The organism is Parasphingorhabdus sp. JC815 (genome assembly GCF_040717415.1).
Lineage (GTDB): Bacteria > Pseudomonadota > Alphaproteobacteria > Sphingomonadales > Sphingomonadaceae > Parasphingorhabdus.
The window spans coordinates 272,733-286,670 of sequence record NZ_JBFEFM010000001.1; the positions used below are offsets into that span (position 1 = coordinate 272,733).

At 51.2% G+C, this 13,938-nt stretch carries 17 protein-coding genes; 9 read left to right on the forward strand and 8 right to left on the reverse strand.

Translation table 11 applies throughout. The features are described from left to right. Positions 1 to 52 precede the first annotated feature (52 nt). The 7 genes from AB1K62_RS01285 to flgB form a co-directional block, all read right to left on the reverse strand. Complete coding sequence (locus AB1K62_RS01285) at positions 53 to 670, reverse strand: flagellar basal body L-ring protein FlgH (RefSeq protein ID WP_367002010.1); 618 nt, start codon at positions 668 to 670, stop codon at positions 53 to 55. Between the two features lie 92 nt (positions 671 to 762). Beyond that, positions 763 to 1,551, reverse strand: coding sequence for a flagellar basal-body rod protein FlgG (gene flgG, locus AB1K62_RS01290; protein WP_367000605.1), 789 nt, complete (start codon positions 1,549 to 1,551; stop codon positions 763 to 765). An 86-nt stretch (positions 1,552 to 1,637) separates the two neighbouring features. Beyond that, on the reverse strand, positions 1,638 to 2,381 hold the full coding sequence (flgF, locus tag AB1K62_RS01295) for a flagellar basal body rod protein FlgF (protein WP_367000607.1): 744 nt from the start codon (positions 2,379 to 2,381) through the stop codon (positions 1,638 to 1,640). A 25-nt stretch (positions 2,382 to 2,406) separates the two neighbouring features. Next, positions 2,407 to 3,237, reverse strand: coding sequence for a flagellar hook basal-body protein (locus AB1K62_RS01300; protein WP_367000609.1), 831 nt, complete (start codon positions 3,235 to 3,237; stop codon positions 2,407 to 2,409). Positions 3,238 to 3,276: 39 nt separating this feature from the next. Beyond that, the gene (locus AB1K62_RS01305) at positions 3,277 to 3,945 is read right to left on the reverse strand and encodes a flagellar hook capping FlgD N-terminal domain-containing protein (RefSeq protein ID WP_367000611.1); all 669 of its coding nucleotides are present in this window, start codon (positions 3,943 to 3,945) and stop codon (positions 3,277 to 3,279) included. Next, positions 3,945 to 4,331, reverse strand: a complete 387-nt coding sequence (gene flgC / locus AB1K62_RS01310) for a flagellar basal body rod protein FlgC (RefSeq protein ID WP_367002012.1) — start codon at positions 4,329 to 4,331, stop codon at positions 3,945 to 3,947. Before flgC ends, AB1K62_RS01305 begins: the two co-directional genes overlap by 1 nt. A gap of 11 nt (positions 4,332 to 4,342) precedes the next feature. Continuing rightward, positions 4,343 to 4,696, reverse strand: coding sequence for a flagellar basal body rod protein FlgB (gene flgB, locus AB1K62_RS01315; protein ID WP_367000614.1), 354 nt, complete (start codon positions 4,694 to 4,696; stop codon positions 4,343 to 4,345). Between the two features lie 295 nt (positions 4,697 to 4,991). On the opposite strand from flgB, the gene AB1K62_RS01320 reads away from it, so the two are divergent. The 8 genes from AB1K62_RS01320 to AB1K62_RS01355 all read left to right on the forward strand — a co-directional run bounded on the left by AB1K62_RS01320 (position 4,992) and on the right by AB1K62_RS01355 (position 11,486). Then, a complete protein-coding gene (locus AB1K62_RS01320) occupies positions 4,992 to 5,717 on the forward strand; it encodes a MotA/TolQ/ExbB proton channel family protein (RefSeq protein ID WP_367000616.1) in 726 nt (241 codons plus the stop codon). Continuing rightward, positions 5,714 to 6,202 carry a hypothetical protein gene (locus AB1K62_RS01325; RefSeq protein ID WP_367000618.1) on the forward strand — a complete coding sequence of 163 codons (489 nt, stop codon included), beginning with the start codon at positions 5,714 to 5,716 and terminating at the stop codon, positions 6,200 to 6,202. Before AB1K62_RS01320 ends, AB1K62_RS01325 begins: the two co-directional genes overlap by 4 nt. 68 nt (positions 6,203 to 6,270) lie before the next feature. Beyond that, entirely contained in the window at positions 6,271 to 6,768 is a 498-nt protein-coding gene (locus tag AB1K62_RS01330; protein WP_367000619.1) for a flagella basal body P-ring formation protein FlgA, read from the forward strand. Between the two features lie 121 nt (positions 6,769 to 6,889). Then, entirely contained in the window at positions 6,890 to 7,192 is a 303-nt protein-coding gene (flgM, locus tag AB1K62_RS01335) for a flagellar biosynthesis anti-sigma factor FlgM (RefSeq protein ID WP_367000620.1), read from the forward strand. Beyond that, the gene (locus AB1K62_RS01340) at positions 7,192 to 7,503 is read left to right on the forward strand and encodes a hypothetical protein (protein WP_367000622.1); all 312 of its coding nucleotides are present in this window, start codon (positions 7,192 to 7,194) and stop codon (positions 7,501 to 7,503) included. Before flgM ends, AB1K62_RS01340 begins: the two co-directional genes overlap by 1 nt. A gap of 249 nt (positions 7,504 to 7,752) precedes the next feature. Next, the gene (locus tag AB1K62_RS01345) at positions 7,753 to 8,628 is read left to right on the forward strand and encodes a lytic transglycosylase domain-containing protein (protein ID WP_367000624.1); all 876 of its coding nucleotides are present in this window, start codon (positions 7,753 to 7,755) and stop codon (positions 8,626 to 8,628) included. Between the two features lie 6 nt (positions 8,629 to 8,634). Then, positions 8,635 to 10,746 (forward strand): flagellar biosynthesis protein FlhA, encoded by a 2,112-nt coding sequence (gene flhA / locus AB1K62_RS01350; RefSeq protein ID WP_367000626.1) that lies wholly within the window; start codon positions 8,635 to 8,637, stop codon positions 10,744 to 10,746. Between the two features lie 17 nt (positions 10,747 to 10,763). Further along, positions 10,764 to 11,486 (forward strand): sigma-70 family RNA polymerase sigma factor, encoded by a 723-nt coding sequence (locus tag AB1K62_RS01355; RefSeq protein ID WP_367000627.1) that lies wholly within the window; start codon positions 10,764 to 10,766, stop codon positions 11,484 to 11,486. A gap of 116 nt (positions 11,487 to 11,602) precedes the next feature. Here AB1K62_RS01355 and AB1K62_RS01360 read toward each other — a convergent pair whose 3' ends face one another. Continuing rightward, positions 11,603 to 12,418, reverse strand: coding sequence for a flagellin (locus tag AB1K62_RS01360; RefSeq protein ID WP_367000628.1), 816 nt, complete (start codon positions 12,416 to 12,418; stop codon positions 11,603 to 11,605). A 350-nt stretch (positions 12,419 to 12,768) separates the two neighbouring features. Here AB1K62_RS01360 and AB1K62_RS01365 point away from each other — a divergent pair, with 350 nt between their 5' ends. Next, the gene (locus AB1K62_RS01365; protein ID WP_367000629.1) at positions 12,769 to 13,929 is read left to right on the forward strand and encodes a sigma-54 dependent transcriptional regulator; all 1,161 of its coding nucleotides are present in this window, start codon (positions 12,769 to 12,771) and stop codon (positions 13,927 to 13,929) included. Positions 13,930 to 13,938: the final 9 nt, after the last annotated feature.

Consider the following 13,938-nt stretch of genomic DNA (forward strand, 5'->3'; position numbering starts at 1 on the left):
AAAAACGGGTGAATTTCTGGGATAGGGTCATATTGTCTCGCCTGCTGGAGGGCTAAAATGGGGAAATGAATGAAAAGAATTTTTGCAGCCAGCCCTGTTTGCTGGCGGAAGCAATTTCGCCTGATCCACCGTAAATGATGCGGGCATCGGCCACTTTGCTGGACGGGATAGTATTGTCGGAAGACACATCAATCGCGCGGATAAGGCCGCTAAATTGTGTGTGTTCATCCCCGCGGTTCAGAGAGGTCAATTTCTGTCCGCGCACTAGCATGGTTCCGTTGGCATAGCTTTCGACAACGGTCACGCTGATCCTGCCTTGCAAGCTATTGGACTGGGCAGCTTTGCCGGAACCAGAGAAATTATGTGATCCGCTGGCAGCAATGTCGCTGGGTGAAAACAGGGATAATGGGCCGGTCGTCGGCGGTGACAGGGAAAATCCGCCGCCGCGGTCTTTGGATGCGCTGTTGGTTTTGGCTGCCTTGGTATTTTCGACCAGCAGGATAGTGATAATATCACCCTTGGCACTAGCCCGCATCCCACTGGTTAGGGCAGCATAGCCCGAAGTGGACTGAAAAATGGCACCATTGGCTTGTTCAGGAGCTGGAGGGGCAGGGAGGGCGGCGACTACCGGTGCAAACCCCGGCTCAGGCGCAGCATTGCCCGATCCCATGCACCCGATAAGAAAAAAGGGCGCAAGTGTAACCGGCAGAGCGGTTTTCGAAATAGATGATAAAGGCATGATAGTCTCTTGCTCCCGAAAAATCAGATTTGCTGGTTCACAAATTGCAGCATTTCATCTGTGGCAGAGATCATTTTCGAATTGACCTCATAAGCGCGCTGCGTCTCGATCATATTGACTAGTTCTTCGACAATATTGACGTTGGAGCCTTCCAGCGCACCCTGACGGATAGCACCGCGTCCTTCCGTGCCGGCTTCGCCGACCAAAGGCGCACCGCTTGCTGCCGTTTCGGTCAGAATATTGTTGCCGACCGAAAGAAGTCCCGCCGGATTGGTAAAGCTGGCAAGTTCGATGCGGCCCAGCTCGGTTATGTCATCCTGCCCCGCCAGCGTTGCTGTCACCGTTCCGTTATTACCGATGGTCAGCGATGTTGCGCCTTCGGGAACCTGAATACCGGGGATGAGAGGCAAGCCGTCGCTTGTGACAATATTGCCCTCACCAGACCGGCTAAAATTACCGGCTCGCGTATAGCCGGTCGTGCCGTCGGGCATTTCCACCTGAAAATAGCCCTGACCTTCGATTGCCATATCAAGGGCATTATCGCTGTTTTGCTGTGTGCCTTGCGTAACAACTTTGCCGATCCCGGACAGTTTCACACCGGTGCCCAGTTGCAGGCCGCTGGCAAAGCGGTTCTGTGCATCGGACGGCGCGCCGGGGGTCACGATATTCTGATAAGCAAGGGTTTCGAAATCTGCGCGGTCGCGTTTGAATCCTGTTGTATTTACGTTCGCCAGATTGTTGGCGATAACACGCATTTTAGTATTTTGCGCGTCCAGTCCGGTGCGCGCGACTTGTAGGGCTGCGTTGCTCATTTATGTCTCCTCCGTGCGATATTCGCACAAACTATGGCCGTGCGAATTTCGCACAAACTATGGTCGTGCGCCGGGCACGCCGGTTATCATTGCGGCATATTCATGACGCTGGCGCTGCTTTCATCCAGTTCCTGGGCGGTTCGCAGCAATTTAGCCTGTGTTTCCCAGGCGCGACTTGTTTCAATCATATCGACCAGCGCGGCTGTCATGTTGACATTGGATTCTTCCAATGCTCCTGAAATTAATCGCGCGTTGTCATCAACTGGCAGGACGCCGTCATCGGCGGCATGAAACAATGTGTCTGGCCCCTTGGAAATGGCGCTGCCGGTCATGCTGGCCAGTTTTATCCGGTCCAGCTCTTGTGGTTGTGTGGGATCACCGCCCTGGGGCACGAAAAAGACAGTCCCGTCTGCACCAATATCTACGCGTTCCGCGGGCGGCATAGTGATCGGGCCGCTGGCGCCCATTACGGGAAAGCCGTCCCCGGTTATCATGGCACCCGACGCAGCAATACGAAGATCGCCTCGCCGGGAATATGCTTCTTTGCCATCGGCTGCTTGAACCGCGATCATCGCATCGCCTTCCAGAGCAATGTCGAGAGAGCGTCCGGTTTGCGTAACAGTTCCGGCATTCATATCAGCTTGCATATCCCGCTCGACCGCTATGGCCCGGCTGTCATGGCCGGGGCCAGCCAAATATTTGGCTTTTGCCGAAACCATATCAGCCTTGAAGCCAATTGTATTCGAGTTCGCCATATTATTGGCGATGGCGGTTTGCCGGTTCATCAACGATTTCATCGCATTGACGCTGGTATATGCAAGCTTGTCCATTGATTAACTCCCTATCCGTCAGCCATTAGACCTTCAGATTTATCATCGTCTGGCTAAGGGTATTGGCAGTTTCAATTGCCTGGGCATTGGCCTGGAAATTGCGCTGCGCCGAAATGAGCGAAACCAATTCTTCGGTAATATCCACGTTAGCCAGTTCCAGCGCACCGGAACGCACCTGACCCAAAGGACCGTTCGCAGCCTGATTGATCTGGGGTGGGCCAGAGTCGCCGGTTGCCTGCCAATGTGCATCACCATTGGGGCGAAGCCCTTCTATAGCGGTAAAGCTCGCAAGTGCCATGGCACCAAGATGTATCTGGTTGCCGTTAGTAAAGCTTGCGCTGACAACGCCTTCGCCATTGATGGAAATATTGGTCAACAGTGCAGTCGGATCACCGGGATCTGTTTCAGGTACAATGAAATCATACATGTCGGCAATATTTGTGGATGTTGCGACACCATTGGCATCAACAGGCAAAAGCTGTGCTTTGGAACCGGTTGTATCAATGACTTCGTGGTCAACATTGACAATGAAAGCGCCGTTACGAGTATAGGACAGGCTTGCTTGAGGCGGTTGACTACGCACAGCGAAAAAGCCGTCACCGGCAATCGCCATATCCAGCGTCTTGTCGGTTGGTTTTAATGTTCCTTGCGTAAATTGCTGTGTAATACCAGCTAAGCGGACGCCTTGACCTGCGACAGTCTTAGTCGTTTGGGTTGGAGCAGCGGCAAATAGGTCGCCAAATTGAGCGTGGCTTTTCTTGAAGCCGGTTGAATTTGTATTGGCTACGTTATTTGAAATGACATTCAGGTCAGTTTGTGCTGCCTTCAAGCCAGTAAGAGATGTAAAAAAAGACATTATTCTTCTCCTAATAAATATTTGAGTAAACTGCTGCGTTTATCCGACGCGCAGCACATCCGATGGCAAGACGTTGCCAATCGGGGTAACAAGAAGTGGAGGACCATTGCCCTCGGATGTTTGTACAGATGCGACCGGTACCCACGTCGCAAGATCGGAGACAGAACCACCGTTCACCCGGACTTTCAGTCGCCCGAGATCCAATGGTTGATCATCAGCATTCTTGCTTTCAAAGTTAAACTGGACTGGCCCGGCATCCTGACTGCCCAGTTCGGCAAACATCACGATTTCGCCTTTGTCATTCAGCAGGTCGATGGAAAGATTTTCGCTCGCCTCTGTTAATTCAAATTCTCCGGCATATTCACCGCTTTTGTTGGCAACAGCGAAATTACCGGGAACCAGAACCGAATGACCGATCCATTCCTTTGCATCGGACAAGCGGTTACTTCCCAACATGGAAGCAATATCGGTAAGAGCCTTGTTCATCTGCGAAATGCCCGCAACATTTGAAAATTGTGCGAGCTGGGCAACCATCGCCTGATTATCCATCGGTTCAAAAGGGTCCTGAAACTTTAGCTGGGTGGTCATCAGCCGTAGAAAGGAATCCTGATCCAATGTGCTATCACCTGTCGCATTGGGCGGCTGTGATGTGGTCAGACCGTCCATGTAGGATGATTTTTTGTCATAAACCTGCGGAGCGATATCCATTACTGGTTCCTTATTGTTTCTAGGATGAGTGATTTTGCAGTTTGTAAAACCTGGACGTTATTCTGGTAATTGCGCGAAGTTTCGAGCATATCGATCATCTCTGCCGTTTCATCGACAGCCGCTTCCCAGACATAGCCGTCTTCATCGGCGATGGGGTTTGTCGGGTCATGCCGCCTCTGCGGTTGCAGATCACTTTGAACAACGCGCTCGACATCGACCGTCGCCATATTATCTTCCATGACCGAGCGGAAAACCGGGCGCATTGCGCGATAGGCTTCGTCCTTTGTCGCGTAATCTGTGCGGGCATTGGCCAGATTGGATGCCGTGGTATTCAGCCGCACCATCTGCGCCGACATCGCTCGACCGGCGACGTCAAAAACATTCATACCGCTCATAACTATTCCCCTTTCAATGCGCGTTTGATTGATGACACCTGCCCCTGAAGGAACGAGAGGGTGGTGCGATATTGAATGGCATTTTCAGCAAACAGAGTCTGTTCAACCGACAGTTCTACGGTATTGCCATCAAGTGAGGGTTGCAGCGGCACGCGATAACCTGTGTGATCGCTCATTGCTTTATTTACGGAGCTACCGTTTTGGGCCTGTTGCATCGCGCGGTCAAAATCGAGATCTTTCGCTTTATATCCAGGCGTAGAAGCATTTGCGATATTAGAAGCGAGCATATTCAAACGCTGGGAGCGCAACTTTAACGCTCCTCCGTTCAATGCAAATATCTGATCTAAACTCGGCATCGATTGTCATCCTGTCTTAATCGTGCGGCCTTTCGACCGTCACCGGGATATGAGAAACACCGGAATAGGTAATCTCGAGCAACACAATGCAATTGCCGTGCCAGCTTTTTGGCAAATGGTGGAAAATGGTGAGTTTTAGAGCTATTATGGCGGTAAGAATGAAGATTTTAGGCACAAATGTTCCAGACCGGCAGATTTTTGCCGGTGGGCGGAAAAATTTTGCCGCTTTCAACAGCTATGCTCCCAGTAACCGGCCCCCCAATAACCGACACCTCTGTAACTGGGATGTACACTAATGGACATCGTGCTTAACAACATCGGTCGGTTTTTTGATCCATTATCATTCGGACTTGTTTTTGGCTGTGTGCTGATCATGGCCTGGATTCAAAATGGCCGGCCCTCTTTTGGTCTGGCTTTTGCCGCGCTGGGCGCTCTTGGCAGAGATCCCTTCGCTGAAAGCGGAGAAAATGCCACTTTCATGTGCCGCCGTATTGATTTTGTTTTGCGCGAAGAAGGCTTTACTGGACTGGAGCACCTGAGCAGCGAGGATGCTTTCGTCACTCGCCTGATTAGAGAGCTGGTTAATTCCAGTGATGCCAAAGCATTCGGGGAATGGGCGCGGTTGCAGCGTAATGCGGCTCAGAAAAAGCTGAATATGGCAGCAACATATTGGAACGCCGCTGCTGAAATTGCACCGGCCATTGGATTGATCGGTACGATTATCGGTCTAATCCAGTTATTTGCGACCGGAATTGATCCGCTGAAAATGGGGCCAGCGATGAGCTTCACCATGCTCACAAGCCTCTATGGCCTGTTCGTTTCGCATATTATTGCCTATCCCATACATGTGAGATTGCAGGCGCGAGCAGAAGTATTAAATGCCTATCGCGCGGCGGTGGTGCAGCACGCGATAACGATAGCGCAGCGCGAGCTGGTTATCTTGACGCCAGTGCATTTTTCCCCCGCACAGTCCCCCGCATATCCCCCAGCACATTCGGCGCGGGCGGCGAGCGAACAGTGAATGCAAGCCGCACGACATTGTCATTTCTCGATTTGGCGTTGATGCTACTCAGCGCCTTTGCCTATGCCCATTTTGTGAATCTTGCCGACCCTGAATCCGATAAAAAACTGTCAGATGAGACTGCTCAGGCTTCGGCTATTCTGGCGGAATTTGAATATAAGGTCACTGATTTCTTTGGTGATAGCAGCGCGGTGCTGACCAATCATGCGCGCCGCGAGATTGCAAAAATTCCTAATGTCCGGAAAAACCAGACACTGACCATATATGTGCCAGCAATTACACAGAAAGAAAGCGGTCAAAGGCTACGGCAATGGGAGAAAGTAGCCGCTCGCTCTGCTGCGATTGCCGATGCTTTTGAAAAAGCCGGTCAGGACGGTGAACGGATCGTTCTGAAAATGCCAGAAAAGCTGCTGTCCAAAACCACAGAAAAGCAAAATATCTTGCTGACCTTCCAATCACCTGAAAATAGTGGCTTAGGCAAATAATATAGCAAATTGCATAAACTGGCATGGAACCTGCTTGGTTTTCTCTGAACACAATACAGGAACCGATCATGCTTCACTACCGCTTTGCTATTCCTATAATGTCTCTTTTCGCAATGGGCGCAGCTTCTCCGTTTGAAGATAGCGCCGCGCTCGACCGACAGGTTGCCGCGCATCTTGGAGCGCAAATCGGTGATGCAGGCGGAGCGCGCGCACCCATTGATACGAAATTGCGATTGAAACGCTGTTCTAACGGAGTGCGTTTTTCGGACACCAAGAATAATGCGGTCATGGTGAGTTGTCCTGAATTGGGCTGGCGGATTTTCGTTCCGGTAAGGCGCAGTCAAGCAGGGCTATCTAATCAGTCGGAGCGTGCCGATGAGTTTGTGGTCTTTAGAAACCAGCCGCTGACGCTTGTAGTTAAACGTCCCAGCTTCAGTATAAGCTATGGTGTAGTGGCGCAGAAAAATGGGCGGATAGGGGATTATATTCCTGTTCGTGCTAACCGCAAATCCAAAGAATTAATGGCCCGTGTATCGGGTTCCGGTGAAGTAGAACTGGTTCAGTAAGTTTTTTCAAACAAAGATATTAATTTTTTCACAACGCGCCGTTAAATATCAGGAACGATGTAGATATTATCTGTGCGAAAGCGCAAACACTAATAGGCTACAGTGTTAAGGAGCTATAGAAATGAAACCTGTTGAAAGCTATTCGGCGATCAATACGCGGCTGGACCGCCCGGCTGTGAAAGAGGGAGCAACACATGATGGGACGGCCAGAAACATCGGTGCAGGACCGGATGTCGCCTCGATGAAAGAAACGCCATCCATAACCACTACTGCCTCTGTGCTGGCAGAAAAAACGCCGCCGTTTGACATACAAAAAGTGGCTGATGTGAGAGAGCGGATCGCCGCTGGAACCTACAAAGTGGATAGCGATGCGTTGGCGCAAAAAATGCTGGATAGAGGCGTTTTTGGAATGGGATCGGATTGATGCAGCAAATAGTCGAATCTTTCCGTAATTCGCAGGATATATTGTTCGCAGCTTTGGAAGGCCATGACAGTGATGCTATTTTCCGGGCCAGCACCGAATTGGGTGAGGCGGCAGCGAAACTTGGCGCGATAGAGGCGAAGGATTATGATCCCGGCCTCAAACCGCTTATAAGTGAAGCGGACGAGTTAATGCAGGCGTCCATTTATCGTTTGCGTTTTTTGCGGGACCATAGCTCGACAAGACTACAGCTTTTGGCCGGATTTCGCGAGAGTCAGGCAAACACCTACTCCGGAACACCGCGGGGGCGTTAAATATAATCCGCTGTTCCGTGCTGTTCCGTGCCGATGAACGGTAAACAGCGTTTATAGCTCCGAAACCTGAACTTAACCGCAAATTATACCCGTTGTTTCCGATGTGGAAATGACGGGTTTTCTGTTGGGCGGGATAAGTGTTTGAGCCGCCTTTGGCATGGCAGAACTGTGATATGCTTGTCGGCTCTTAAGCGATTCCATTTGGCATGACTATTGCTTCTCCTATTTACAGGAGAATTTGATACCAACATGTCCCATCTACCCGTTACCAATTTTGCTGATGCCAATATTGCCAGACCGAACTCTTCAGGACGTCGTGACCTTTCAGGCGTTATTGCCCGTTCAGCACAGCGCACCGGTGTGGACTTCCAGTATCTGGTCGCCCAGGCACAGCTTGAAAGCGGTATGCGGGCAGATGCAAAAGCGCAGACTTCATCGGCTACCGGACTATATCAGTTTATCGACCAGACCTGGCTTGGACTGATAAAGGACAAGGGCGATAAATATGGGCTGGGATGGGCGCAGAACGCTATTTCCAGAAATAGAAACGGCTATCTGAGCGTTGCCGATAAAGCGCAGAAATCCAGCATATTAGCACTTAGAAATGACCCGCAACTTTCTGCTGATCTGGCCGGTGATTTTGCCAGCGACAATAGTGACTATCTGGAACGGAAGACCGGAAGAACACCCCAGTCCGTTGATCTGTATCTGGCGCATTTCCTTGGCCCTGCCGGAGCAGCAAAATTTCTGAACAAGATGGATGAAAATCCTGATGGAGCTGCTGCCCGGGCTTTTCCCGAAGCGGCCCGTGCCAATCGCAACATATTTTTTAATCGCGCTGGTCAAGCAAACAGCTTTGAAACCATCCGCAATCGTTTTGCGCATAAATTGGCTGATGCGGTCAATCTGGTCGGCAATGGTTTGCCGGTAAGCGGAAAGACTTTGCCGCCGTCTGCCGGTCGCACGCAACCACTTCAGGACGCGCGCAGGGGGCAGATGGTGCAACCCGCTGATTACCTGCGGATCGCCCGCGCACATGCCGGTCAAGATCAAGCGAACAAGGCAAAGCCATTTAACGAGCCAGCGCGTGCTGCCTATCTGATGCTCGCCACTTTGGGGATATAATATATAATGAACCGACAAATTTTCTCCATGGACCGGATGGCGGGTAACCTGAAATCAGGCCTGCTACCGCTTGCGACCCTTTTGCTGGTCATATTCATGGTTCTGCCGCTGCCAACGATCATGCTGGACATAGGCTTTATTACCAACATCATGATCTCGCTTGCCATATTGATGGTGGCCTTGAATGCAACCAAGCCGCTTGATTTTTCCAGTTTCCCGACGGTGTTGCTATTCGCAACGCTGATGCGGCTGGGTCTGAATGTCGCATCCACCCGCGTGGTATTGGTGCAGGGGCATGAAGGCGGGGATTCAGCCGGACAGATTATCGAAGCCTTTGGCAGTCTGTTGCTCGGCGGAAATTATGTTGTTGGTATATTTGTATTCTCGATCCTGATGATCATCAATCTGATCGTCATTACAAAAGGTGCAGGCCGGGTTTCAGAAGTATCTGCCCGCTTCACACTGGATGCCTTGCCCGGCAAACAGATGGCGATTGATGCCGATTTGAATGCCGGTCTGATCGCACCCGAAGAAGCTAAGGCGCGGCGCTCGGAAGTGGCGACAGAGGCTGACTTTTACGGCTCGATGGATGGTGCTTCCAAATTTGTCAAAGGGGATGCGGTTGCGGGGATATTGATTCTTGCGGTGAATATTATTGGCGGCATCGTTCTTGGCACCACGATGCACGGATTGCCCTTTGCCGAGGCGGCAAGTACTTATTCCATGCTTGCCATTGGCGACGCATTGGTGGCGCAGGTTCCCGCGTTGATCCTGTCGATTGCTGCGGCTGCCATTGTCACGCGAGTTTCTTCGAGCAAAAACCTGCCGGACCAGATTACTTCTCAGTTCGGGTCAGGGGCGGCGTGGATTCCCGTGGCCGTGATTCTGACGATTCTGGGTGTCTTACCGGGTATGCCTCACATGGTGGTGCTTCCTGCAGCAGCCGTAGCAGGCGGCTTTGCATTCTACCTCATCCGCAAGCCTAAGCCGGTTGAAGCGGTTACAGAAACAGTGCCTGAAAAACAGCCCGAGCAGATTGATTGGGAAGACGTGTCCGAAAAAGCCCGGCTGGGTATTGAAATCGGTTATGGGCTGGTGTCGATGGTGGAAGACCGCAAGGGTGCACCATTGATGAAGCGGATCACCGGAATAAGGCGTCAAATTTCCAAAGAGCTGGGCTTTGTGGTTCCGCTGGTGCGGATCAAGGATGATCTGGAGCTAGAACCGAATAGCTACCGGATCATGATGGGCGGTATGGTATTGGGTGAGGACACAGTCTGGCCCAATGATTTTCTTGCGTTGGATGACGGTCATGTCGATGCAGTTATCGAAGGGCGCCCCTGTAAAGACCCGACTTTTGGCATGGATGCCATCTGGATCGGGGCGGATAAAAAATCTCAAGCTATTGCAGAAGGATATACGGTCGTCGACGCGCCGACGGTTGTTGCGACCCATCTTAATGATGTCGTTCGCCGAAACGCAGCGCAGCTATTCAGCATGGACGAAGCACAGAAATTGCTCGACCTGTTAAAAGAAAGCTCGCCCCAACTGGTCGACAGCCTGACGCCGCAGCCCTTGTCGCTCTTTGCGATTACAGCGATTTGCCGGGAACTGCTTGCCGAGAAGGTGCCGGTCAAGGATTTTCAGAAAATCTGCCTGGCGATGCTGGAGGCGTCTAACCATCATAGCGAAACCGATAAGATTGTTGATATGATCCGGCAGAAAATCGGTAGCCTGATCATTCAGACAATGGTGCCGGTTAATCTGCCGCTGCCGGTCGTGACGCTGGATGCCGATCTGGAAAGCCTGCTCGTCAAGGCGTTAAAGATTGGAGAAGATGCCAATTATCCGATTGAACCGCAGCTGGCACAGCAATTGGTCGAAGCGGTTGATGATACGGCACGGACCCTGCCGATGGAAGCGCGGAACATTGCGCTGATTACTTCGCCCATTGTCCGCCGCCCGTTGGGAGCATTGCTGAAGAACCGTTTCCCTGACCTGACGGTGCTTTCCTATCAGGAATTGCCGGAAGATAAATCCATTGAAGTATTGGCAAAAATCGGCGTTCCACAGACCCGACCAGAACCGGCGCGTGTGGAATCAGACCAGACATTTTAATCGAGTGGAATGAACTTATGTTACAAACGAAAAACAGAGTCTCTCAAGCTTATGGTGCGATGCAGGTTGACGAGTCTGCACTGGTCAGGGAACATCAGGGGCTTGTGACCAAGATTGCATGGCAGATTAAATCATTCTCTCCTGACCGGGTCGAGATTGAGGATTTGATTCAGGTCGGTTTGGTGACGCTGGTGGAGGCTTCTGCCAAATATATTGATCAGGGGCATAGTTTTACCACCTATCTATATGTCCGGGTTCGCGGCGCGATGATCGACTATCTAAGAACCACCTGTAATTTGCGTAGAAGTGCGGTTGAGTGGAACAAAAAGCTCCGCCGGGTCAGCGAGCAACTGGCTCAGGAAAACGGGTATGAACCCAATGAGGTGGATCTCGCCAACGCTATGGGCATAGATCAGGCTGAGTTTCGTAAAAATGCCGATCGCGCAATTGATGTTCACGTCGATTCCCTTGATGAAGTCTATTGCGATTCCAGTAGCTGGTTCACCAATGAAGACGATGACCAGCATGAAACGCTGGAAAAAGACCAGATGGTTCAGCTTTTATCGGCCAATTTGAAGAAGCTGAATGAACGCGAGCAGCTTGTTCTCAACTGTTATTTCATCGAAGAGATGCAGCTAGATGAAATTGGCGCTGCTTTGGATGTGTCTTCTGTTCGCGTCTGCCAGATCAAAAAACGGGCGCTGGAGAAATTACAGGCGGCAATGGGGTCTGGTAAATAGAATTACGCCATCCCGGAGTATCCGGAATGACGCGTGTTGGTTTGATAATCCAGTAACCGCCAAAGAAAAAGCCTCCTCCCTTTTGGGGAAGAGGCTTTTCCGTCGTGACGATTGTCTTAGCGCAGCAGGCTTAATACTGACTGCTGGGACTGGTTCGCCTGAGCGAGCATGGCGGTAGAAGCCTGGCTCAAAATCTGGTTTTTAGCCAGCTCGGTTGTCTCGGCAGAGAAATCCACATCCATGATGCGCGAACGTGATTCCGTCATATTGGCAACACGATCAGACAGGTTGGAGATCGTTGCCTGAAGACGGTTTTGCGAAGCACCCAAAGAAGCCTGACCCGTGGTCACGGTATCCAAAGCGGTGTCGAGAGCGGTCAACGCAGCTGTTGCACCAGCTTCTGTGCTGATATCCAGCGCGTTAACGCCAAGGGTCGCAGCACTGACATCAACCAATCCGACAACAACTGTCTGAGAGGCGTCGCTACCGGTCTGGATGTTGATGGATGCGTTGGTGCCGTCAAGCAATGCAACATCGTTGAAGGTTGTCCGTGTTGCGACATCACCAATCTGGGCGATCAAAGCGGTAACTTCGGTCTGGAGGTTGGTGCGGTCACCGTTGGAAAGCGTGCCGTTGGCAGACTGAACTGACAGTTCACGCATACGTTGCAGCATGTTGGTGATTTCGTTCATGCCGCCTTCTGCGGTCTGGGCAAGCGAAATACCATCGTTGGAATTACGAATTGCCATGCTGAGGCCACGAATTTCGGAAGACATACGGGTTGCAATGGCGTTACCGGCCGCATCATCGGCAGCATTGTTAATCCGACGGCCGGTTGACAGGCGCTCGATAGATTTTGCGAGACCCATTTCAGCCTGGTTGGTGTTATAGCTGGTGCGCAGAGCCGTTACGTTAGTTCCTATTACAGTCATAGTGACATCCTTTTCACAATTTACTTACTGGTCTTATTGTGGGTCACCTCGTCTCTTGAAGCGGCCTCAAAGGAGTTAACGGCGGGTCTCAAAATAATTAATGAAAAAAAATGTCGGTTCTCCGACAGGTGGTATTAATGACTGTCGGTTTTCCGATAAATATGTCGGTATTCCGACAAGTCCATACTGAAATATGGCGCGTTTCTGCCAATTCCCAAAACTGGCACGTAGATTGCGATGACTATGATGAACACAGCAGGATTCCGTGTTCAGAATAATCATGAGGGAATAAAATGATCAACAGTGCGATAAAATCTAGCCTGGTCTCTAGGTTTCCGGAATTTGTTGATATGCTCGCGAGTGTTGAACCCCTCCACCGTGATCATAGTGCGTCATCCAATGTGGTGAAAGATCCCGTCGTTATTTATCGGGATGGTCCATTCCGTTTTGTTCCGGCTACCCTCAGCCAACCCCCGCGCATTGAATTTGGTGAAGCAGACCGTCTGTTTGGTTTGTCGTGCATCATTGAATCCATGCGGGGGGGTAAAGGCCCCGCTTTTGCAGACCCTAAATCTATTGCCCTATATAAATATGCAGCCCGCGTGGCGCGCAGTGATGCCAATGTCATGATCACCGGAGAAACCGGGACCGGCAAAGAAGGCGTTGCGCGTTATATTCATGAAAACAGCACGCGTGCTGATAAACAACTGGTTACGGTGAATTGTGCCGCCATTACCGAAACGATGATCGAATCCATTTTATTCGGTCACAAGAAAGGCTCTTTTACCGGAGCCTATGCCAATGCTGTCGGTCTTTTCAAAGAAGCGGACGGCGGCACGATCTTTCTCGACGAGATCACCGAAATGCCGCTTGAAAGCCAGTCAAAACTTTTGCGTGTGTTGCAAGAAGGCGAAATCTTGCCGGTGGGTGCGACTCGCCATGAAAAGATTGACGTTCGCATCATATGCGCTGCCAACCGTGATTTTGCTGAAGAAGTCAAAGCCGGGACATTCCGCGAGGATCTTTACTGGCGTTTGAATGTCATGCCGGTTGAGCTGGCACCGCTGGCGTCGCGTCCTGCCGATATTGTCGCGATCTCTGCTTTTATGATGATGGATTTACAAAAAGGGCAGGAGAAATTCGTTGCCTTGTCGCAATGTTGTATCGAACGCCTGAAGGCCCATCACTGGCCTGGCAATGTTCGTGAGCTTGCCAATGTATTGCAGCGGGCACTGGTCATGTGTGATGGTGATCGTATCGAAGCCAAAGATCTGATGTTTTCCGGCAAGAGCCTGTCTTCGGGGCCAAAGCAGGATGCGGTGCCCGAAACCTCTGCGCGGTTCGTACGTGGCCGCGACCTGCAATCCATTTCAAAAAGCGTCGAATATGACGCGATCACCAGAACCCTTGAGCAAACCAATGGTAATCGCCGTGAAGCTGCCAAAGAACTTGGCATATCAGAACGGACGCTACGATATCGGATGGCCGATATGCGTGCGTTGGCGGCGTGAGCAGGAGAT

Bases quoted from the DNA above. Each gene is read 5' to 3' on its own strand.
- AB1K62_RS01285 (WP_367002010.1), bottom strand. From the start codon at position 670: ATGGGATCGGGCAATGCTGCGCCTGAGCCGGGGTTTGCACCGGTAGTC.
- flgG (WP_367000605.1), bottom strand. From the start codon at position 1,551: ATGAGCAACGCAGCCCTACAAGTCGCGCGCACCGGACTGGACGCGCAA.
- flgF (WP_367000607.1), bottom strand. From the start codon at position 2,381: ATGGACAAGCTTGCATATACCAGCGTCAATGCGATGAAATCGTTGATG.
- AB1K62_RS01300 (WP_367000609.1), bottom strand. From the start codon at position 3,237: ATGTCTTTTTTTACATCTCTTACTGGCTTGAAGGCAGCACAAACTGAC.
- AB1K62_RS01305 (WP_367000611.1), bottom strand. From the start codon at position 3,945: ATGGATATCGCTCCGCAGGTTTATGACAAAAAATCATCCTACATGGAC.
- flgC (WP_367002012.1), bottom strand. From the start codon at position 4,331: ATGAATGTTTTTGACGTCGCCGGTCGAGCGATGTCGGCGCAGATGGTG.
- flgB (WP_367000614.1), bottom strand. From the start codon at position 4,696: ATGCCGAGTTTAGATCAGATATTTGCATTGAACGGAGGAGCGTTAAAG.
- AB1K62_RS01320 (WP_367000616.1), top strand. From the start codon at position 4,992: ATGGACATCGTGCTTAACAACATCGGTCGGTTTTTTGATCCATTATCA.
- AB1K62_RS01330 (WP_367000619.1), top strand. From the start codon at position 6,271: ATGCTTCACTACCGCTTTGCTATTCCTATAATGTCTCTTTTCGCAATG.
- flgM (WP_367000620.1), top strand. From the start codon at position 6,890: ATGAAACCTGTTGAAAGCTATTCGGCGATCAATACGCGGCTGGACCGC.
- AB1K62_RS01340 (WP_367000622.1), top strand. From the start codon at position 7,192: ATGCAGCAAATAGTCGAATCTTTCCGTAATTCGCAGGATATATTGTTC.
- AB1K62_RS01345 (WP_367000624.1), top strand. From the start codon at position 7,753: ATGTCCCATCTACCCGTTACCAATTTTGCTGATGCCAATATTGCCAGA.
- flhA (WP_367000626.1), top strand. From the start codon at position 8,635: ATGAACCGACAAATTTTCTCCATGGACCGGATGGCGGGTAACCTGAAA.
- AB1K62_RS01355 (WP_367000627.1), top strand. From the start codon at position 10,764: ATGTTACAAACGAAAAACAGAGTCTCTCAAGCTTATGGTGCGATGCAG.
- AB1K62_RS01360 (WP_367000628.1), bottom strand. From the start codon at position 12,418: ATGACTGTAATAGGAACTAACGTAACGGCTCTGCGCACCAGCTATAAC.
- AB1K62_RS01365 (WP_367000629.1), top strand. From the start codon at position 12,769: ATGCTCGCGAGTGTTGAACCCCTCCACCGTGATCATAGTGCGTCATCC.